A 20373-nucleotide genomic window follows, 5' to 3' on the forward strand; every position below is an offset into this window, starting at 1 on the left:
ATATAGCTGTTCAAGAAGCCCGAAAATCATTAATGAAGTCGATTAATTTCAAATCACCTACTAGAACACAAGGCGCGATCGCTTTTCATTACTTTCTGGTTAGTCTGCAAATAATCATGTAGCAAATCGCAACCGCGTGCCAGTAATTTATCCAGTTGGATATCTGCTAAATCTCGGAAAATTACTGTGCTATTACCACTACCCGCAGCCAGAGTCTTGCCGTCATGGCTGAAACTGACGCTGGTTAACTCATCTTTATCGCCTTTCAAAGCAATTAGCAACGTTCCTTCTCGGTTCCAAATCCTTACTTTGTCATCACTGCTGGCTGCCAGAGTCTTGCCATCGGGGCTAAAACTGACACTGATAAAACTATCGCCATCGCCCGTGAGATTATTTAGCAACTCACCGTCTCGATTCCAAATCTTCACTGTACTATCAATACTAACTGAGGCAATGCTTTGACCATCAGGCGACCAAGCAACTCCATTGACTCGACGGCTATGACCAATTAATGTGTATAGCAATTTACCCTCTATAGTCCAGATTTTCACGGTTTTATCATCGCTGGCTGAGGCTAGCAACTTGCCATCGGGGCTAAAGCTTACCCAATTCACCGCTTCTTGATGTCCCTGCAAGGTATTGAGCAGTTTCCCGTTGCGACTCCAAAGTTTTACTGTTTTATCTTTACTAGCCGAGGCAATTACTTGACCATCAGGCGACCAAGCTACACTCAAGACGGTATCATTATGACCTTGTAAGGTGTTGAGCAGTTTACCGTCACCACTCCAAAGCTTCACCGTTTTATCTTTACTAGCCGAGGCAATTACTTGACCATCGGGCGACCAAGCTACACCCCAAACTTGACCTTGATGCCCTGTGAATGTACGGAGTAGTTTACCGTCTCGACTGAAAAGTTTTACAGTTTTGTCTCGGCTTGCTGCTGCTAAGGTGCGATCGCTTGGGCTAAAACTGATGCTAGTTATCCAGTCATCATTATCGGCTTTCGGCTTTCGCAGTAACACATCGTCCCAATGCCAAAGTGTAATAGTTTTGTCCCGACTGGCGGAAGCAAGGGTGCGACCATCTGGGCTGAAGCTGACACTGTTAACCCAATTGTTATGTCCCTTCAGGGTTCCCAGCAACACACCTTCAGAACTCCAAAGTTTGATTGTCTCATCAGTACTTGCGGAAGCGATCGTGTTACCATCGCGGCTAAAACTGACGCTGGTAACTCCAGCACTATGCCCCGATAAGGTTCGCAGTAGCTTCCCCTCAACATTCCACAGTTTGATTGTCTGGTCTAAACTAGCAGAAGCAATTGTTTGACCATCAGGCGACCAAGCTACACTTTTGACTGCATCCTCATGTCCCTGCAAAGTTTTGAGCAGCTTACCATCGCGACTCCACAGTTTCGCCGTTTTATCAGCACTCCCAGAAACTAAGGTTTGACCATCATTTGACCAAGCGACACTCAAGACTGCACCATTATGTCCCTGCAAGGTTTTGAGCAGCTTACCATCGCGACTCCACAGTTTCACTGTTTTGTCTGTACTCGCTGAAGCAATAATCTGGCCATCTGGGCTGAAACTCACACTATTCACCACACCCTGATGTCCTAATAAGGTAGCAAGCAGTTCACCCTCTCGACTCCAAAGTTTTATCGTCTTGTCTTGACTGGCGGAAGCAATGATTTGACTATCTGGGCTGAAACTGACGCTATTAACTACATCTTCATGTCCCGACAAGGTTTTAACTAAGCTACCATCAGGACGCCAGAGTTTGATTGTAGTATCTGCACTAGCTGAAGCAATTAAAGAGCGATCGCTGCTAAATGTAGCACTATTGACGCCAGATAAATGCCCGTCCAAGCGGTTATATTCTCTTACCCCAGAAACAGCTTGATAAAGCGCCGTCTGTACTTGTTCTCTTGTATAAGAATCTATCCAGACTGTTTGTTGTAATTTTCTCCCTGCCTTTAAAGCTTCTTTTAAGGCATCAATACCTTTTTGCGAGGCGAAGAGGGCTTCACTGGATGCACTGAGGGTTTTAATTTCGCTATCTACTGCTGTCACTATGGAAACACTTAATCCGAAGATGGCGAGAACAGAAGCGGTGAGGGCAATTTTCAGCGAACGATTTAATTGAGCTTCACTAAGTCTTTGTTTCTTTTGACTTTCTGCAAGTTTAGCTGTTAACTCTTTTTCTTTGAGTTCAGCTCGTAATTGCTCAATTTCTAACTGACTTAATTCTTCCCGTTTGTGTAATTCTCGCAATTCCGTTAATAAGTCTAATCCCTGTTGCGGATGAGAATCTACCAATTTAGAACGCTGGTTATTTTGACTAAGTTCGCTTTTCAGTCGCTCAATCTCAGCTTGACTTTGTTCTACTTTGTAGCGCAACTGATTCAGTTGTACCTGTAAGCTCGATTCTTGTTGTTGCAGGTAGCGAATCAAGTCTACTAAATAATCGTGAATCAGTTGATAGCGTTCTGGTACATCAGGAAAGAGAACTACTAAACCGGAGCGCACTAAAATTTCTAATACTAAATCTAATTTGTCAGCATCTTCTAACTCTGATAGCTGCGCTGCTAACTCAGCACGAGTCTTAAAAGGTCGATTGTTGCTTTCATCTGTTAATAAGTATAAGACGAGTAAAGCGGCTCGTTCATTTTCTGGGCCGCAGTCTTTAATCAGTTCCTTAATATATCGTTCGATAAGTTTGTTCGGTCTATATGGTTGATATTCTTTTAGGGTAGTAATGCGTTCATCTTGAATTTGCGCTCCCACAACTTGCAATTCAATGGGACGGACTTCTCCAAATTCTGTTGATAAATCTTCGATTAAAGCATCAATTAAAGCGGGTTCTAAATTAAACTGCGATCGCTCGGTCAATTTGCGGATAATTGCTTTCGCATATTCTGGCGAAAAATTATTTAACTGATAGCGGATATGCTTGTCGAGAATATTATTATTAATCGCTTCCAGTGCCGAAAGATGTTTAAAGTCTAATAAACGATGTAAATAATCTTCTCGCAAAGAAAGGATGACTTTGACAAATGGTATTTTGAGACAATCGCTAATAAATTTATCAAACTCTTGCTTTTGATTGCGATCGCTATAACCAAAGAAAAATTCTTCAAACTGGTCAAAAATTAAAACTGTGATCAAATGGCGATCGGCATTTTCTTGGAGTTGTTGTAAAATGCTACCGATGGCGATCGGTGTCGCAGAGTAAGGCAAAGCTTCCGCTTCAATGGCTGCTTCTAGCTTAATATCAGCATAAATCGCCAGAGATTCATCACTAGACATCGCCTCACTTAAAGATTTCCCTAATTCCCGTGCCCAGTCGGTATAAACTTGCAGTACCACAGGTACGGCTATTTGATCGCCAATGGCTCGATTTTGCAGTGCTGGAACTAAACCCGCCGTGACAGTGGAACTCTTACCCACCCCCGATGGGCCGTGAATCACCGTCAACTTTTGATCGGCGCGGCTAATTCTGCCAATTAAGTTATTAATATCACGCTCTCGACCAGAAGCCGCAATTTCTAAAGCAATGCTGCTACTTCCAGAAGGTGACATTAATGCTGGGTTTGTCGCCTGTCTTTGAGGTTGCAAGCGTCCTGCACCAATAAAAGCCCGAAAACCATACTGTTGCTCAACAGAACGCCGTTTCTGTCGAATGTAATAGGCTTCTAAATATCGCCCTTCTTCAAAGTAGAGCGATCGCAGTCTCCGCAATAAGCGAATATAACGATGGGCATCGTATTGATGGGCACTGCTTTCTAAGGCTGCTGGTAGTTCTTTTGTCGCTTTATCTAAGTATTCATGAGCGATTACTAGCTCACCTAAATTTCGCTGTGCTTTCGCCAAAACTAAATAGTAAATCTGCGCCAATAATAATGGAAATAAGCAGTTATAAGGGTCATTCTGCTTTTGCGCCTCACCTAATTTCAGCAGTGATACGTGTGCTAAGATACTCGCTTGTACCCACCGCGACTGCTGCACAGCCACTTGCGCCAGAAAACCGTAGTCACAAGCTAATTGGATTTGACTACCATAAGTTTGATGTAACTCCAGAGACTTTTGGGCAACTGTCTGCAATTCTTCCCACTCTTGCAGATATTGCAAAACCTCAGCAAGTTGATTAATAAATCCAGCAACTATATCTAAACGCCCAGCCACCTGCAAAATATTCAAGCACTGCTGAAAATAAGATTTAGCAGTGTACCAATGGCGGCGGTTTTCTATTTGATTTTGCTCTGCAAAACGGCAATAACACAGCCCAATATAAAACAGCAAAATTCCCTGTCGCAACAGTAGGGCAGATGGAGGATTAGGAGGCGTAGACGAAGAAAATACTTCTTCATCCCCCCCTGCTTCCCCTGCTTCCCCTGCTCTTTTATCCTCTATTTCTACTAACTTCTGCCAAATTTGCAAGCTTTGCTGAAAATGGCTTAAACCTGTATTGATGCGATCGCTAATATAATTATCTAGACCAAAAACAAATTCTAAACTAGCGTGTAGTTCTGGCTCTAAGGTAATACCACGATTGTGCAACTCTCTAATGGCAAAGTGCAGTTCATAACTATGTTCCCAGACTTGCTCGACAGTGGAATAATGCTTTGCAAGTTGAGGAGGTTGGTGTTGTGCGGCATCGTTTGCTAACACTGTGGCAAATAAAGAGTCAGTTTCCTGTTGCAGAAATTGCAGCAGTGATTGAGTTGTCATTTCAAACCGAATCGGTGTCGCCGCCCAACTAGCAAAATCTGGTGCTAAACGGACTACCTTTTGCAACACTTCCTCATTCATCCAGACAATCATTGGAAATGGGTGGCGTTTGCGAAATTCATCCCGAATATGATTAATAGACCTCAGAAAATCGTCGAGTCCATCTACTGACTCTAAACCCAAAATCATCAACGCCGATGGCGGATTAGCTTCGGTTAGCAGTTGTAAATGAATGCTTGTATAAAGACTTCTGGCATTATGCGGCAGAACTACCTTTTGAATGTGGTGTACTCCTGAAGAGAGTTCTTCGAGTCGTTGCAACATTTGCTCTTGCAAAACTCGATAATTGCAGCACACCAAAACTAGGGAAAATTGACCGCTAGAAAGGGTAATTGCTCTCCCCAAACTCCGCAAAGCACGCTCATTAGCTGCTCTGATATCTACTTGTGCGTGTCGTTCAACCATGATTTAAATTTTTCCGTCTCTGCTAAAACTGGGTTGACGGCAAACCAAGCTCCCTGATGATCGCGATATTCAAATACAAATAGACTTCGCAAGAGGGTGTGGTATTCTATATCACCTCTAACTCGTTGCTGTTGCACCACCTGAAAGATTAGTTCCCACTCATGGGGGTCGATAGCGTTGGCTCGGTAATCTCGCTGTCTTTGAATTACCAGTTCGACACATTCCCGCTCAAAGGGTGGATCTTGTTCTCGCAGACAGTCAAACAGTAAACCTAATAAGTCGCGTACATGACCACCACTCATCAGGCACAATCGATCTAAGGTTTCTAAACTATCAAACACCTCTGTAATTAAGCCTAACCGATCGCTAGGTAAAATGTCTGGAAAAGCTCTAGCTAGCACCATTTGCCGCATCATTGATAGCCCTTGGGGAAAAATCTCACCAGAGCGCAAACGCACAGGTATCATCGGTAACATTTTTGGGGCAACTCCACCCCCCAAACGATGCTGAAGTTCGGCGCTATCGTTGGAGAAAGTCAGGGCTAAAGGAATAGTATAGACTACATGACAATTCAGTTTGCGTAACTGTTCGCCACGCTGAATAAATAAATATTCTGGCAGCGATCGCCCCGATGGTAAAGGTCGAATTGCGACTCGATCCAAGTTATCAACAATTACCACTAATCCTTTTTTACTCCTAGCTTTCAATTCTTTGTTAGCAGGTTCTAGTAATTCTTGATTAATTGACTGTAAAATATTTGCGGTTCGCGGTTCTAAATAATCTCGTAACCGCCGTCGCAATTGAGGACTTTCTTTTGTTTTCGCGGTAATTTTGGCAATCCCCACAGACAACTCTGCTTCTACCCCAATGTCAATTGGCGTCTGCAAGAAATCTACAACTTCACCAAACAACTTGCTAAAGTAGCGAGGCTTGAGCCTAATTTTCATCGCTTCTAGACTTTCACTCACCTGTCCAGCGATCGCCAACAAAATATCAGTCACATCCACATCAGCCATTTCTAAGACGTGGGTAGACTCAAAGTAAACTACATGAAATTGCTGCGCTTCTAACTCAGCTTTCAGGCGTAACAACTCCGTTGATTTTCCACAACCGAGATGTCCGGTAAATAGTTGACAGGTTGGTGTATCTGGCGATATTCTAGCGATCGTGCGCTGCAAAGCTTCGATAATTTTGCCACCCCGCACCGCAGCAAAATCGATATAGTACCTGCGATCGCTAGCGTTTCCTATAATTAGAGGTCTGCTCGGATTGCAAGCTTGATAAAATCTTTCTAAATCTAGGAGCATAACTAATCAAGTTCACTCAGAAATGGGGATACAAAAATTTACTAGTAGATAAATATATTGATTTTAGATAATTTATGCCTTATTTTAATCAAACTACTAACTAAACTAGCAGCATTCAGGATAATTGATTATATTTATGTTCGACCTAGCACATCTTAATCGTGATGTCTTAATTAAAGTAAGCAAAAATACTATTATAAGTACAAATAGCAAAAATATCTAAGATTAAATAAGGTACTCTTATGAATATTAAAAATATCCAACACAAAAAAAGGTACTGTTAAGTACAATTTTGTCGCTCTCTTGAACCGATCGTCAGCTTGATTTATTAACAAGCTTTCGTTAATTTTACAAAAAAATAATCTACAATCCTTATAGCATATCGCTTTTAATAAAAACGTTGGTTAAGTCAACTTGAGTTCAGAGTCACTTTTTAACTAGATTTTGCTTCTCGTTCTGAAATCAGCACGATTTTATTGATGAAAATCATGATTTTGTTGATGAAAATATGATTTTGTTGATGAAAACTATAATTTTGTTGATGAAAATATGATTTTGTGAATGAAAATCATGATTTTGTGATGAAAATCATGATTTTGTTAATGACAGCCTTTGCATTCAGAGTGACGACCTCTGAAGTATTGACAACCAGTAATCTAAAGCCCCATTGAGTATAAAATTATCTTGTCATGTAGCTTGTCAGGCAAAATATGCTTGATCAGCGCTCCAATTTTGGCATCTTGTCCAACAAGATAGCGCGTCTTGGGTTTTTTTGCAGTCAGCGCATGGACAACAACTTGAGCCACAATATCCGCAGAAATTCCCTTAGATGCGATAATCTGCATTTTCTGGCGGACAATATTCATCGCTTGTCCGTAGAGATGTTGTGCCGTTTCGGGTAAATCCTGCTGTGCTACTTCAGATTGACTTAGGGACTTGTCCCAGATTGGGGTAGCAATAGAACCAGGTTCAACAATTGAAACCGAGATTCCCCAAGGTCGTAACTCCATCCGCATCACATCAGTGAGTGCTTCCAAAGCAAATTTAGAAGCATTATAAGCACCCAAAAACGGCGTAGGACTCCTACCAGCAATGGAACCCATATTGATAATTCGACCCCGACTTTGGCGTAGAAGACCAAGAAATGCTTGTGTCACAGCTAATTGTCCGGTGACATTAACCTGCATCTGGTGTTGAAATTCAGCGATCGCTAATAATTCTAACGGCCCGGGAACAGCAATGCCGGCATTATTCACTAAACCTAAAATTCCCACACCACCGACTGCATTTGTTACCGTATCAACCGCAGCTGCGATCGATTCAGCATCAGTAACATCTAAAAAAATCGGAATCAGCCTTTGCGACCCTTTCTGTTTCAGTGTTTGAGCATCAGCATCTTGACGCACTCCAGCAAAAACAGAAAAGCCCAATTGGTCTAAAAGCAAAGCACAAGCTTGACCAATTCCTGTTGAGGCTCCTGTAACCACTACTGTACGTTGATTTTCTACAACCATTAATTTTCTTTGATGATAGAGCTGCCGTAATTACGAATTACGAACTACGAATTACGAATTACGAATTACGAATTAGTATCAATCTTTGCAAGTGCCAGCACGAAGGCAATCTTCAGTTTGGTCATCTCTAGCCGATATTTGCCACGGCAAGATGCGTAACTGAGCATTTGTACGGTAAGCAATTAGAGCAGCTATTGTGGGATACTTGTTTTTAACAATTGCCACGTCGCTACTAGAAGTATTGCCTAGCCCAACATTGTATAAATAAACAGGCAATGCCATCAGGGCAATGCAAATTATCCGGTTCATACCCAACCTCAGCTAACAATTTCCGATTACCATCTGTATAGATGCCACCTAGATGAACCGGATTTTTAAAACTGAGTATTAAATGTTGATGTTGTGCTAATTTACTCAGCGCAGTGGTCTGTCAAGTTGAAATTGATGGGTAAGCTAGTTCGTAGTAGGGACTTTAGTCCTTCATTCTCTAAACACTCAAGTGCTTACTACAAACTTATCAAAACCAATAAGACAGACTACTAACCGCAGAGACATGATTTCTAATTTATCGGTTCCACCCTTTTTTATTTTAGGTTAGGCATTGCCTACAAGATGTCTTCCTACTAACTTATGCAGATGCAAACCCAAAAAACAGGACAAAAAACCCACAGCACCCAAAAACATATCTTAGTAGCTGCATTCCCCAGATAAAATAATGAAGAGTGCTGAGTCAGCAAAATGGTCGATGACCAAAAAAAAGATACAATCCCCTAAATTTATTTATGGCATTGTTAATTTTGAATTTTGAATTTTGAATTCGGAGCGAAGCGAAGTGACGCCTTCACAAGACGTAGATACTGTAAACGTTCCTAACCTCGACCCAGAAGGATATGGCAACTCAGACACCGATCCTCTTGATGAGTTGCCTGGTGAAGTCGAAATGTCCCTTTTCGACCATCTAGAAGAGTTGCGACAACGGATTTTCTATTCGTTGATTGCCGTAGCAGTAGGCATTATTGGCTGTTTCTTTGCCGTTAAGCCGATTGTCCAGTTACTTGAGGTTCCAGCACAAGGAGTAAAATTTCTCCAACTTGCACCTGGAGAATATTTCTTTGTCTCTTTGAAAGTTGCCGCCTACACTGGCATCGTACTTACTAGTCCTTTCATTCTTTACCAAATTATCCAGTTTGTGCTTCCAGGACTGACTCGCCGCGAACGCCGTTTACTGGGGCCTGTGGTTTTGGGTTCGAGTGTGCTATTTGGGGCGGGTTTAGTATTTGCCTATTTACTGCTTATCCCCGCAGCCTTGAAATTCTTCATTAGCTACGGAGCAGATGTAGTTGAACAACTTTGGTCAATTGATAAATATTTTGAATTTGTGCTGCTACTGTTATTCAGCACTGGTTTAGCATTTCAAATTCCGATTATTCAACTGTTGCTCGGTAATTTGAATATTGTCTCGTCAGAACGGATGGTTTCTGGTTGGCGTTACGTGATTATGGGAGCAGTGGTTTTAGGAGCCGTCCTCACACCTTCTACTGACCCCTTGACTCAAAGTCTTTTAGCGGGAGCAGTTTTAGCGCTTTATTTCGGCGGTGTGGGACTGGTGAAGCTTACAGGTAAATAACATCTGGAATAGATTCTAAGGAGGACTACGAAGACAGACATCTGATGAAAAGGATATTTATAGGTTATTTATTAGGGTTGACATTATTAACCGCTTGTAGCGAAGCAGCCACAGATAGGCTTACACAAGAACTACGAACTGTAAAGTCATGGACAGCTACAAGCAAAATGGTTGCTGATGCTTGGGTACGAGGTGCTGTGCCAAAGGTCTATGCGAAACAAACACTCAAGAAAGCACAGCAAGAGTTGCAAACAGAAACCGACAACATAGCCGAGATAGAATCATCTACAGCTATTCCCCAGCCTTACAAGTCAGCACTTTTGGGTCATATCAAACGGTTAGCAAAAATCACAGAGCAAATGTCAATCGCAGTTGAACAAGAAAATTATTCTGTAGTGGCACAACGACTTGGGGACTTATCGCAAGAAGGACGAACCCTAGACTCGCAACTACCACAGCAGAACAAACCATGAAGAAAGTTTTGGAAATTGCGCTGGGGATTGTGACTAGTATAGGTGGCTTCTTAGATGTGGGTGCGATCGCTACAGCAGCAGAGGCTGGATCTATTTTCGGCTTTCAACTAATCTGGGCGATTATCCTGGGTACAATTTGTGTGATTTTTTTGGTAGAAATGTCTGGGCGGTTAGCAGCAGTTAGCAAGCATACTTTAGCTGCTGCTGTACGCGAACGTTTTGGGTTTAATTTTTATATTATTCCACTGATTGCCGAAGTCATAGTTGATTTTCTAGTGTTAGCAGCTGAAATTGGTGGTGTTTGCATTGCCTTACAACTGCTAACAGGTATTAGCTTTCAGTGGTATGCTTTACCCGTTGCCTTTGCAATTTGGTTGCTAATTTGGTACGGCAACTTTGGCATTATTGAAAATGGTATTTCCGTATTAGGGTTGGTGACACTAGTTTTTGTTGTCGCTACTTTTAAGTTGCATCCATCTCTAACACAACTTGGTAGTGGTTTGTTGCCAACTCTGCCACAACAAGATACCGCTCATTATTTATATCTTGGAGTTGGCATTTTGGGTGCTTTGATTAGCCCCTATTTATTTTACTTTTACTCATCTGGGGCAGTAGAAGATAAATGGGATGAAGGGTATATCGGTGTAAATCGCGCAGTTGCCGGTTTAGGAATGAGTTTTGGTAGCATTGTATCGCTAGGAGTGCTGATTGTGTCAGCACTCGTACTCAAACCCAAAGGCGTTGAGGTAGATAGCTACGAACAAGCAGCGTTGATGTTGACAGAAACTTTTGGTTACTGGGGCTTTGTCCTATTTGCAGCATCCTTGGGCATTGCTTGCTTTGGTGCAGCACTGGAAGTGACTCTCGACACAGCCTATATTGTTGCTCAGACCTTTGGTTGGAATTGGGGCGAAAATCTCAAGCCAAAAGATGCCGCACGCTTTAGTTTGGTCTACACTGTGTTTGTCTTTCTCGCTTCTTTATTAATGGTATTTGGAATCGACCCATTGCAATTGACTTTGTTTTCAATGGCGATTACAGCAGTGATTTTGCCACCTGTGATTGTGCCATTTTTAGTATTGATGAACGATGAATTATATATTGGCAAGTATCGCAACGGTTGGATAAGTAATAGTGTTGTGATCTTTACAATTGTGCTGACATTCGTGTTAGCGATCGTTGCTATTCCACTAGAAATTCTTGGAGGGTGATAGCTGGTGGGCGTTTACGTTAATAATCAACTGGAAGTGATAGAAAATGAACATTATTAGAGATGTACTTGATAACCAATTAGTTGACAGCGATCGCCGCCATCTAGGCAAAGTCGATGGCATTGTCATCGAGTTACGCGATGGAGAACCGCCACGACTCACTTATATCGAAACTGGTATGACAATTCTTGCACGACGTATTCATCCACGTTTAGGCAGGTGGGTAGCAGCAATTGAAAGTAGCTGGGGTGCTAAACAAAGTGAACCCTTGAGAATTCCGTGGTCAAAAGTGCAAAATGTTGGTATTGATGTCGAAGTCGAGATTGAAGCTGACACAACTCCAGCATTAGCTTATGAAAAATGGCTTCAGAAACACATTATTGGCCGAATTCCAGGGGCAGAACATGGCAAGTGAAATTCATCTGGAACTGCTACTAGGGAAACAAGTATTGGATTCAACTGGCAAACCCGCCGGACGCATTGAGGAAGTACGCGCCGAACAGCAAGGTGAAGAATGGGTTATTCAGGAATATCTGATTGGAACCACTGCTATCTTAGAAAGACTATCGGCTTGGGCAATTGGGTTGAGAATCTTACACTTCCTTGGGGCACATAAGATCCACAGTGGCTATACAATATCTTGGGAGCAGCTAGATTTGACTGACCCTGAAAAGCCTCGTTTGCTCTGTACCTTAGATGATTTAAAAGCATTAGAGACTTCTAAAAAATAAAAATCCAACGTATGTTTGACTGCTCTAGCTATCAAGCAGTTTAACGAGATATGAGGGCTATGGGACTTGCGATCGTCAGGAAATAGCCTTGGAGAATATTTATCGCTAGTGGGATAAGTTCAGGTTTTGTATCTGTAAGTTCCTTTGGAAGTTGAGGTTTAAGAAGAATTTCAAATGTTGAGATAAAAGCCATTAGCTTTTTCCTTGAAGAGGTGTATTTTTTCTTACCTTACCAATAGGGAAAAGGATTATACAGGACGTTATAGTATTTTTGAATAAAAAATACTGCAATTACTCAGAAATTGATTAAAGTTAATGAAATAATTGGTCACAATATCCATTCTGAAGAACGTTCGCCCAAATCTAGAGGAATGCTGACAGCCTTGCCAAGTCGGGGGCGATCGCGTGTTTGGGCAATAAAAGTTTGTACCTGTGTTGACCCACCCAAGGCATGAAGATAATTGGCAATGCTATCGAGATGTTCTTGGTACTCCGCCTCACTCAAGGGAAAAGAAGCTTGCTCTAGATATTTCCACATTACTTGCAAAAATATCTTTCCCTGTGCCCGCCGGAACTGGACATCATAAGAATATCCCCATTTATCAAGCAATATCTGACGTAATTCCTGTCCTGTCATAGTCTTTTCTCAATCAGATTTTACATTTAGTTATGATGTTAAGTTCCGTGACTCCAGTATGATAAGGATATAAAGAAATGTAATGCTAACAGAAAAGATGCTGTTTATATCTTGGAACAAAGAATTATGGCATCGTTGTGAGCGCTAGCATTTCGACTTAGACAAGAGTTGCTCAAGTATTAGTACTTTTGTCAAAATGCTTAACAAAATACACAAAGAGCGCGTAGATTATGGCTCAATTTTCTGAATCAGCAGACGTGCCCGATATGGGGCGTCGTCAGTTCATGAATCTGCTCACTTTTGGGACTGTCACTGGAGTAGCTCTGGGTGCATTGTATCCCGTTGTCAAGTACTTTATTCCACCAGCAGCAGGTGGCGCAGGTGGCGGTGTAACAGCAAAAGATGAGCTAGGTAACGATGTTAGCGTCACTAAATTTCTAGAAAACCGGAATGCAGGCGATCGCAACCTAGTCCAAGGACTAAAAGGAGATCCTACCTATATTGTGGTAGACAGCAAAGAGGCGATCAAAGATTATGGCATTAACGCCATCTGCACCCACTTAGGTTGTGTCGTCCCCTGGAACGTTGCTGAGAACAAATTCAAGTGTCCTTGTCATGGTTCTCAGTATGACGAAACTGGTAAAGTTGTTCGGGGCCCAGCACCTCTGTCTCTGGCTTTAGCCCATACCAACGTAAACGACGACAAAATCGTCTTAACCCCTTGGACTGAAACCGACTTCCGCACAGGTGATGCACCTTGGTGGGGTTAATAATTTTGTCCTTAGTCATTTGTCCTTTGTTCAGGGCTTAATGACTAATGACTAATGACCAATGACTAATGACTAATTCAATTGTCGCCCTTATAGAGATGAGAAATGTTTTCCTAACAGCGAGATTAACTCGCAGTGCTAGAGCGATTGTAAAAACATTGCTCATAGCGATCGCTACTGTGACATTTTACTTCACCAGCGATTTAGCACTTCCTCAATCAGCTGCCGCCTATCCCTTTTGGGCACAGCAAACCTATCCCGAAACCCCCCGCGAACCAACAGGGCGAATTGTTTGTGCCAACTGTCACCTAGCCGCCAAGGTTACAGAAGTGGAAGTTCCCCAATCGGTGCTACCTGACACTGTATTCAAAGCTGTGGTGAAAATCCCTTACGATCTCACTGCCCAGCAAGTTGGTGCTGATGGTTCCAAGGTTGGCTTGAACGTTGGTGCTGTACTGATGCTACCCGAAGGCTTTAAGATTGCTCCTGAAGACCGTCTTTCCGAAGAACTTAAAGAAGAAGTTGGCGACACTTTCTACCAACCCTACAGCGAAGACAAAGATAACGTCGTCATCGTCGGCCCTTTACCTGGCGAACAGTATCAGGAAATCGTCTTCCCAGTTCTTTCTCCCAACCCCGCAACCGACAAAAACATCCACTTCGGTAAATATTCAGTTCACGTAGGTGGTAATCGGGGACGCGGACAAGTTTATCCCACTGGCGAAAAGAGCAATAACGCTGTTTACAACGCTTCCGCTACTGGCACAATTACCAAGATTGCTAAAGAGGAAGATGCAGACGGTAACGTTAAATATTTAGTCAACATCCAACCTGAATCAGGTGATGTTGTCGTTGATACGATTCCTTTAGGGCCAGACCTGCTTGTTTCCGAAGGGCAAGCAGTTAAGACTGGTGATGCTTTGACCAGCAACCCGAACGTTGGTGGATTCGGTCAAACAGATGGAGAAATCGTACTGCAAGACGCATCTAGAGTCAAATGGATGATTGCATTCATCGCTCTTGTAATGTTGGCTCAAGTTATGCTCGTGCTGAAGAAAAAGCAGGTTGAAAAAGTTCAAGCTGCTGAAATGAATTTCTAAATTCTTTGCTAAATCATTATTTGTAGGACAGGCAAGATGCCTGTCTTTTTTTATATGTTATGCTTCCAAGTCTGCATATAGCACTCAGAGGTTAATATTGGAACTTAGACAAAGAACACCAAGAAAAAAGCCTCAAACCTATATACAGAGGGACTTTAACATTGTTTTGCTTGGTTTCTTGATATATCTGGGTTTGAGCCATTTTTGAGCATTTGGTGTATTTACCTTACCCTGCATGGGTTTGAGCTTGTTTATTCCTCAAAGATGTTTAAGTCTCGATATGCAATTTGCTTTAAAAGTATATCTACTTAATCAAAAATTCTTATATTAACTTCTAGTCTTTTTTTAGGGAATCTGTTATAGTTTAGTTGTAAGTTATAACAGTTGTTATAACATAACGTAACTTCTCACATCAAATTTGTAGTGTCTAGGTATTATATTTAAATGCCTAGTATCTTCCTACTTAGGAATTAGCTCATGGCTGTAAAAAGTTATCCCGTAACTCATGCAAAGGTAGGAAATCAAGATGGGTTTCGCTTACCTCGCGCATTCTCTAAGGATTATCCCCATTTAGCTAATGCTTCAGGCCATATTGAAGTGCTATCTGATAACACGTTCTTAGTTAGATTAGAAACTGATAATGTTGATGAAGCTGATGGAGACGAGGGCATAATGATGAGCCTTTTTCTTGACTTTCTCATGAAGGATGCTATGCAAAATCCTTCTAAACTCGTTCCTTATACCCAAGAAATGAGCGATGAAATGGATGATTTACTGGCTGATGTAGTTATAGATTAATGGCTGCATTTACTTGTAATGGTTGGCAGATTTTTTTCTACCCATTGTTTAACGAACAATGGGTAGAATTGCGTAATAGGGTTCGTTTTTTAAAAAATGAGTTACCTAAAGAAGAATTTATTACACATTCAGATGTCAAATTCTTAAAAGCATTGAATATTGGGATTAAAGAAAAAATTCCTCAAGACCCTTTTGCTAGTCATTTTGCTTTGCAAAAACCTTTGCAAAAGTATAGCCGTCTCAAAAAGATGGGGCTACCTGAACGATATAGATTATTCTTTAGAGCATTTAAAGAACCAAAAATTATTATTATTCTTTGGTTAGGTTATCCTCGGAAAGAAGGCGATAAAAAAGATTGTTATCAAGTTTTTAGCAAAAAAGTAGAGAATGGGGATTTTCCTGAAAGTATTAATAATCTGCTTGCAGAATGTGAGTTAGAAAATGCTGGCGAGAAAAAAGAAGATTAAGCAGCGATATTATGGAATCTAGCCCTAGTTAAGTTGAGGTATCTGACCATGACAGCCTCAGTAGAGTACATCCCCGTTACCCCGATTGAGTACCCAGATGAGGATGGTAAGCCGATGGCTGAAGGTGATTTACAGCGCAAGTGTCTTGTATACGCTACCACTGTGCTGGAAATTTATTTTCAAAATCACCCAGATGTATACGTCGCTGGTAATCTATTTATTTACTATGAAAAAGGTTATCCAGAATCAGTTGTCGCTCCAGATGTATTTGTGGTGTTTGGAGTGGAAAACCGTGACAGACGCTCTTACAAAACCTGGGAAGAAAATAATCAAACCCCAGATTTTGTTCTAGAGATTACCTCAAAAACCACCCGCAGTAAAGATCAAGGTGCAAAGAAAGGAATTTATGCCTTTCTGGGAGTACGCGAATATTTCCAATATGACCCCACAGGCGATTATCTCAATCCCCAACTTCAGGGTTTACAGTTGGTTGATGGAAATTATTTCCCAGTGGCAACCAATATCTTGCCAGATGGTACAGTGTCTCTACCCAGTGAAGTTTTGGGGCTAGAGTTACGCCTAGAAGCAGGAAAACTGCGTTTTCACAATCCAGCTACGGGTGAAACACTCCTAACTCATGAAGAGGAAGCAGCTGCACGACAAGCCGCAGAAGAGGCTCGACAGCAAACAGAGCAAAAAGCGCAAAGATTAGCTGCTAAACTCCGAGAATTAAATATCGATCCAGATAGCCTTTAGCTAAATCCGGCAGTGTTAATAAAATTATAAAGATTTGACAGCATTTGACAGCATTTGACAAACCCTTACACAGGCTAAGAGCTGATTCATAAACAAAAGCTTAAGATGCCATTCGCTTGACCATCAGACGAATCAATGAGCCATAAATCATTGCTTCACTTAACTCTGTGTACAACTCATAATCCTTGCTCAAACGCCGAAATCGATTAAGCCATCCAAATGTACGTTCGACAATCCATCGTTTCGGCAATCGCTCAAATGTTTTCGAGTTTCTTTGAATCACCTCAATACGAACCTGTTCTCCGCAAACTTGTTTAACGGCTTGAGCAAAGTTCTCACCTGAGTAGCCCTGATCTACCCAAACAACTTCCAATTTGGACAATTCTTCAACAGCTTCGTGTAGCACCACCACAGCCCCTAAACGCTCTGAGGCATTGGCTTCGGTCACTAAAACACCAATCAACAATCCTTGCGAATCTACCACGATATGGCGCTTACGCCCTTTAACCTTTTTACCACCATCAAAGCCGTAGACCTCCCCTTTTTTTCCGTCGTCTTCACCGATTGAGAATCCGCGAGCGCAACGGTAGAATGTTCATGTCTTCCTACGTCTTGTCGTAGTTGATGGCGCACTTGATCGTGAATCTGCTGCCAAATACCTTTACGTTGCCATTTTTGAAAGTAGCCATACACCGTTGTATAAGGCGGAAGGTCATGAGGCAACATTTCCCACTGACACCCGGTACGTTGTACGTAGAAAATGGCATTCAGAATTTCTCGTAAATCTACTTTTACCGGATGCCCAAATCCCTTGGGTCTGGGTAAAAGAGGCTTGAGAATTAACCATTCGGCATCGCTTAAATCACTTGGGTAGGGTTTGCGCTCTTGGTTCTCAATTGCGGGTAGACGGCTCATCAACAACAACGTAAATGCTATTGATTTAGCTTATAGTCTGAGTAAAACAAGGCTCTGTTCTCTTTAGATTTTCTTTACGAATCAGCTCTAAGGCTTGTTCTGTTGTTGGTAAAATACTTGTACTGAGCTTTGCCGAAGTAAACGCTCCTGACTACTAATATAGGGTGAGCATTGCCCACCCTACTGCTGTTGATTACTTTGTGTGAGACTATAGCGGACGGTAGACGCGATAGTTGATTTCGGGGAAGATATTATCCATTAACTCGACTTTTTCCAACCAACCACTGTCAACTTTGCCGATTTTAACGTCTTCATAGAGCTTATTAAACCGCATCAGGTGCGATCGCGTCCGTCTGACTGCATAGGGTACCATTGTTCCCGTCCGCATAATAAATGCCCAGTCGGAAGATTGTGCTAATAACAATTCCCGCGCTGCTTGGTTCAATGCTTTCCACCCCAACTCATCTTCTGGTTCCAGTTGCGAGATTTCAATCATCCGTTCAGCAGCTTTGTGCAAATGCGGATAAACCCAAGCGTTCGTCTCATTCAACCAATACTCGTGGAAACCCTTGAAACCCCAACTAGACTGCGAAGGACGACAAACTTGCTGCGTCGGCTGCTCCCGCAAATAGTCTGCTAAATGGGTCATTTGATATGTTTTTTGGTCATACCATGACTTGCGGAATAGGTAATCGATGAACCAAGGGCCTTCATACCACCAATGTCCAAATAACTCTGCGTCATAAGGCGAAACGATAATTGGCGGTCGCTGCATTATACCATATAGATGCTCAGATTGCCGCTCTCGATTATACATAAAATTAGCAGCGTGTTCTGCTGCCTTTTCCCTAGCCCAATAAGGATCGTAGAGCGCCTTATCTGAAAGACCTAAGCCACGTCCCGTAATTTTGTGATACTTAATGCCCGTATTTTTTCGCTGACCATTGGGCATGATGTAGGGCTTGATGTACTCATATTCTGCTTCCCAGCCCAAATCTTTGTAAAATTCCCGATATTCCGCCGCCCCAGGATAACCCACTTCAGAAGACCATACCTGTTGGGAAGATTCATGATCTCGACCAAAGACAGCAACACCAGTTTCTGTATAAATTGGGGCATAAGTGCCAAAGCGCGGCCGGGGACGGGCGTAAAGGATGCCATGCCCATCAGTGAGGAAGTAGCGTAACCCAGCATCGGCTAGCATCCGGTCTAAACCTTCATAGTAGGCGCATTCCGGCAACCAAATGCCTCTGGGTGCTTGTCCAAAGCTTTGTTCGTAATGTTCGCAGGCTACCTGAATTTGCGCCCACACTGCTTGTGGATACATTTTCATCAACGGTAAATAGCCGTGAGTAGCGCCGCAAGTGATGATTTCCAGGTTGTTACTGTCTTGGAACTTCTTAAAAGCTGTCACCAAGTCCCCGTCGTAGCGTTCCCATAGCTGACGCGCTTCACTAAATTCAGTTGCGTAATGTTCGGCTAAATAACGAAGATGTCCGTTGTTGACATTATGTTCTGCTTCTAGTGCTATAAGTTCTTCTAGTTGAGCTAAGTGTGCTTCGTAGCGTTCTTGAAGCAAAGGATCGCGAAGCATTGACACCAAAGGGGGTGTCATACTCATCGTGATTTTAAAGTCAATACCGTCTCGCTTTAAGCCTTCAAATACTTTCAATAAGGGGATGTAAGTTTCTGTGATGGCTTCATAGAGCCATTCTTCCTCCAGCACGTAGTCACTTTCTGGGTGACGAACGAAGGGTAGATGTGCGTGGAGTACAAGCGCGACGTAGCCGATAGCCATAGTGATTTTGGGTGATACTTATAAGTTGAAGGTCGAGAGGTTTGGCTGAAATTAACAATATTTTAAGACTTTATGGGGATCGTAAGAATAGTTTTCAATATGAGTTAAATACAGTGTTTGTAGGGGTACAGCCAATATTATTGTATTGTTGTGCCTCCACTGCGTGTTTTTGCTGTCACGTAAAAATTAAACTCAGGATTTGCCAAAATCTTATGATTTGAACATTACACAGATGGTAAGCGTTCACAGGGGCCTACCGAGATCGAGCGAAGAGTACAGTACATACTGTTTGCTAAAGGAGAAGTAAATATTCGCAATAAGCACCGCAAGTATTTCATGTTCAAATCAGGCTTGGCAGTTCCTTAACTAGTCATACAAAACTGATTTAGAGCAGTTATATAAAAAATTCTGCATAATAAATAGTTGTGCAAATACGTATAACTTAATGAGTCATCCGCTACTGTATAACGATGAGTTGTTATTATGTCCTTCCATAACACAATCTATCGCATAGTTGATGGTGTAACCATTCCTGGCGTATTTTTGCAAGCCTTTATCAAGAATGGAGAGCAATATTTTGTCACTGAAATTAAGGTCTACAAAGACGGCAGAATTGATTGCTGGGGGATGGTTGACTTTGATGGTTTCAAAGAAAAGGTGAGCAAAGGTTGGATTACAACTCATCTGTCTGAAGGAGCAAGAGTATCAATGATGGTGTCTGGTCTTAATTTCACCGCCTATCAAGTGAAGTCAAGAGTTGAGGAGCAAGAGTTTGTTAAAGAAGTTGAAGACGAGATCCGACGACTCAATGGGCAGCTAACAACAGGAGAGATTTGCCGACAGAGATTAACACAATACAAGCATGAGCCAAATGAGACAAATAAGCAGTATTTGCGCCAAGCGTATGATGCTGTTCCTAAACACTGTCGTATATATTTAGGTGATATGGATGACAAAGATTGGGAATATCGCTCAATTTTAAACAAATGGAGCGACTAGGAGGAACCAACATCGATACAACATTTTGTTTATAGATAGAAATGTGTAGGCGCAGCCCGTCGTAGACATCGCACA

Annotated in this window: 19 protein-coding genes; 10 read left to right on the top strand and 9 right to left on the bottom strand. The window is 42.1% G+C overall.

Annotation, left to right across the window (positions count from 1 at the left end; genetic code table 11):
- Window positions 1-53: 53 nt before the first annotated feature.
- The 4 genes from RM049_RS24400 to RM049_RS24415 all read right to left on the bottom strand — a co-directional run bounded on the left by RM049_RS24400 (window position 54) and on the right by RM049_RS24415 (window position 8325).
- Entirely contained in the window at window positions 54-5195 is a 5142-nt protein-coding gene (locus RM049_RS24400) for an eIF2A-related protein (RefSeq protein ID WP_322705995.1), read from the bottom strand.
- Entirely contained in the window at window positions 5171-6502 is a 1332-nt protein-coding gene (locus RM049_RS24405; protein ID WP_322705996.1) for a P-loop NTPase fold protein, read from the bottom strand. Before RM049_RS24405 ends, RM049_RS24400 begins: the two co-directional genes overlap by 25 nt.
- Window positions 6503-7158: 656 nt before the next feature.
- Window positions 7159-8016, bottom strand: a complete 858-nt coding sequence (locus tag RM049_RS24410; RefSeq protein WP_322688922.1) for an SDR family oxidoreductase — start codon at window positions 8014-8016, stop codon at window positions 7159-7161.
- Between the two features lie 78 nt (window positions 8017-8094).
- Window positions 8095-8325 (bottom strand): hypothetical protein, encoded by a 231-nt coding sequence (locus RM049_RS24415; protein ID WP_322675223.1) that lies wholly within the window; start codon window positions 8323-8325, stop codon window positions 8095-8097.
- Window positions 8326-8848: 523 nt separating this feature from the next.
- On the opposite strand from RM049_RS24415, the gene tatC reads away from it, so the two are divergent.
- From tatC to RM049_RS24430, 3 genes are read left to right on the top strand one after another with little or no spacing between them, the layout of a single operon-like run.
- Entirely contained in the window at window positions 8849-9643 is a 795-nt protein-coding gene (gene tatC / locus RM049_RS24420) for a twin-arginine translocase subunit TatC (protein WP_322705997.1), read from the top strand.
- Window positions 9644-9687: 44 nt separating this feature from the next.
- Window positions 9688-10116, top strand: coding sequence for a hypothetical protein (locus RM049_RS24425; protein ID WP_322705998.1), 429 nt, complete (start codon window positions 9688-9690; stop codon window positions 10114-10116).
- Entirely contained in the window at window positions 10113-11327 is a 1215-nt protein-coding gene (locus tag RM049_RS24430; protein WP_322705999.1) for an Nramp family divalent metal transporter, read from the top strand. Before RM049_RS24425 ends, RM049_RS24430 begins: the two co-directional genes overlap by 4 nt.
- 133 nt (window positions 11328-11460) lie before the next feature.
- On the opposite strand, the gene RM049_RS39385 is transcribed toward RM049_RS24430, so the two are convergent.
- On the bottom strand, window positions 11461-11532 hold the full coding sequence (locus tag RM049_RS39385; RefSeq protein WP_409884254.1) for an MJ0042-type zinc finger domain-containing protein: 72 nt from the start codon (window positions 11530-11532) through the stop codon (window positions 11461-11463).
- Between the two features lie 199 nt (window positions 11533-11731).
- Here RM049_RS39385 and RM049_RS24440 point away from each other — a divergent pair, with 199 nt between their 5' ends.
- Window positions 11732-12058, top strand: a complete 327-nt coding sequence (locus RM049_RS24440; RefSeq protein WP_322706001.1) for a hypothetical protein — start codon at window positions 11732-11734, stop codon at window positions 12056-12058.
- Window positions 12059-12098: 40 nt separating this feature from the next.
- On the opposite strand, the gene RM049_RS24445 is transcribed toward RM049_RS24440, so the two are convergent.
- Both RM049_RS24445 and RM049_RS24450 read right to left on the bottom strand, forming a co-directional pair.
- Window positions 12099-12251: a hypothetical protein gene (locus RM049_RS24445; protein ID WP_322706002.1), complete on the bottom strand. Its 153-nt coding sequence runs from the start codon at window positions 12249-12251 to the stop codon at window positions 12099-12101.
- A gap of 135 nt (window positions 12252-12386) precedes the next feature.
- Entirely contained in the window at window positions 12387-12695 is a 309-nt protein-coding gene (locus RM049_RS24450; protein ID WP_179063611.1) for a DUF3067 family protein, read from the bottom strand.
- Window positions 12696-12925: 230 nt separating this feature from the next.
- Here RM049_RS24450 and petC point away from each other — a divergent pair, with 230 nt between their 5' ends.
- The 5 genes from petC to RM049_RS24475 all read left to right on the top strand — a co-directional run bounded on the left by petC (window position 12926) and on the right by RM049_RS24475 (window position 16586).
- On the top strand, window positions 12926-13465 hold the full coding sequence (gene petC / locus RM049_RS24455) for a cytochrome b6-f complex iron-sulfur subunit (RefSeq protein ID WP_292774200.1): 540 nt from the start codon (window positions 12926-12928) through the stop codon (window positions 13463-13465).
- 98 nt (window positions 13466-13563) lie between these two features.
- Entirely contained in the window at window positions 13564-14565 is a 1002-nt protein-coding gene (gene petA, locus RM049_RS24460; protein ID WP_322706028.1) for a cytochrome f, read from the top strand.
- A gap of 477 nt (window positions 14566-15042) precedes the next feature.
- Window positions 15043-15363 (top strand): hypothetical protein, encoded by a 321-nt coding sequence (locus tag RM049_RS24465; RefSeq protein ID WP_322682741.1) that lies wholly within the window; start codon window positions 15043-15045, stop codon window positions 15361-15363.
- Window positions 15363-15830 carry a type II toxin-antitoxin system YhaV family toxin gene (locus RM049_RS24470; RefSeq protein ID WP_322706003.1) on the top strand — a complete coding sequence of 156 codons (468 nt, stop codon included), beginning with the start codon at window positions 15363-15365 and terminating at the stop codon, window positions 15828-15830. The genes RM049_RS24465 and RM049_RS24470 overlap by 1 nt, the downstream gene beginning before the upstream one ends.
- A 48-nt stretch (window positions 15831-15878) precedes the next feature.
- Window positions 15879-16586: a Uma2 family endonuclease gene (locus tag RM049_RS24475; RefSeq protein WP_322706004.1), complete on the top strand. Its 708-nt coding sequence runs from the start codon at window positions 15879-15881 to the stop codon at window positions 16584-16586.
- Between the two features lie 100 nt (window positions 16587-16686).
- On the opposite strand, the gene RM049_RS24480 is transcribed toward RM049_RS24475, so the two are convergent.
- Window positions 16687-17501, bottom strand: a protein-coding gene (locus tag RM049_RS24480) for an IS5 family transposase (RefSeq protein ID WP_322706005.1) whose coding sequence is annotated in 2 segments (ribosomal slippage) — window positions 16687-17135 and window positions 17135-17501 — 816 coding nt in all. Because the reading frame shifts where the segments join, the coding sequence is not laid out codon by codon here.
- Window positions 17502-17709: 208 nt separating this feature from the next.
- Window positions 17710-19299, bottom strand: a complete 1590-nt coding sequence (locus RM049_RS24485; protein ID WP_322682738.1) for a glycoside hydrolase family 57 protein — start codon at window positions 19297-19299, stop codon at window positions 17710-17712.
- Between the two features lie 483 nt (window positions 19300-19782).
- Between RM049_RS24485 and RM049_RS24490 the strand changes: the two genes are divergently transcribed.
- A complete protein-coding gene (locus RM049_RS24490; RefSeq protein WP_322688915.1) occupies window positions 19783-20298 on the top strand; it encodes a hypothetical protein in 516 nt (171 codons plus the stop codon).
- Window positions 20299-20373: the final 75 nt, after the last annotated feature.

Origin of the sequence: Nostoc sp. DedQUE04 (genome assembly GCF_034530995.1) — a bacterium.
GTDB lineage: Bacteria > Cyanobacteriota > Cyanobacteriia > Cyanobacteriales > Nostocaceae > Nostoc.

Excerpts from the sequence above, each read along its gene's own strand:
- RM049_RS24400 (WP_322705995.1), bottom strand. The coding sequence starts at position 5,195 with ATGGTTGAACGACACGCACAAGTAGATATCAGAGCAGCTAATGAGCGT.
- RM049_RS24445 (WP_322706002.1), bottom strand. The coding sequence starts at position 12,251 with ATGGCTTTTATCTCAACATTTGAAATTCTTCTTAAACCTCAACTTCCA.
- RM049_RS24485 (WP_322682738.1), bottom strand. The coding sequence starts at position 19,299 with ATGGCTATCGGCTACGTCGCGCTTGTACTCCACGCACATCTACCCTTC.
- RM049_RS24410 (WP_322688922.1), bottom strand. The coding sequence starts at position 8,016 with ATGGTTGTAGAAAATCAACGTACAGTAGTGGTTACAGGAGCCTCAACA.
- RM049_RS24490 (WP_322688915.1), top strand. The coding sequence starts at position 19,783 with ATGTCCTTCCATAACACAATCTATCGCATAGTTGATGGTGTAACCATT.
- RM049_RS24470 (WP_322706003.1), top strand. The coding sequence starts at position 15,363 with ATGGCTGCATTTACTTGTAATGGTTGGCAGATTTTTTTCTACCCATTG.
- RM049_RS24405 (WP_322705996.1), bottom strand. The coding sequence starts at position 6,502 with ATGCTCCTAGATTTAGAAAGATTTTATCAAGCTTGCAATCCGAGCAGA.
- RM049_RS24450 (WP_179063611.1), bottom strand. The coding sequence starts at position 12,695 with ATGACAGGACAGGAATTACGTCAGATATTGCTTGATAAATGGGGATAT.
- petA (WP_322706028.1), top strand. The coding sequence starts at position 13,564 with ATGAGAAATGTTTTCCTAACAGCGAGATTAACTCGCAGTGCTAGAGCG.
- RM049_RS24430 (WP_322705999.1), top strand. The coding sequence starts at position 10,113 with ATGAAGAAAGTTTTGGAAATTGCGCTGGGGATTGTGACTAGTATAGGT.
- RM049_RS24425 (WP_322705998.1), top strand. The coding sequence starts at position 9,688 with ATGAAAAGGATATTTATAGGTTATTTATTAGGGTTGACATTATTAACC.
- RM049_RS24440 (WP_322706001.1), top strand. The coding sequence starts at position 11,732 with ATGGCAAGTGAAATTCATCTGGAACTGCTACTAGGGAAACAAGTATTG.
- RM049_RS24415 (WP_322675223.1), bottom strand. The coding sequence starts at position 8,325 with ATGAACCGGATAATTTGCATTGCCCTGATGGCATTGCCTGTTTATTTA.
- petC (WP_292774200.1), top strand. The coding sequence starts at position 12,926 with ATGGCTCAATTTTCTGAATCAGCAGACGTGCCCGATATGGGGCGTCGT.
- RM049_RS24465 (WP_322682741.1), top strand. The coding sequence starts at position 15,043 with ATGGCTGTAAAAAGTTATCCCGTAACTCATGCAAAGGTAGGAAATCAA.
- RM049_RS24475 (WP_322706004.1), top strand. The coding sequence starts at position 15,879 with ATGACAGCCTCAGTAGAGTACATCCCCGTTACCCCGATTGAGTACCCA.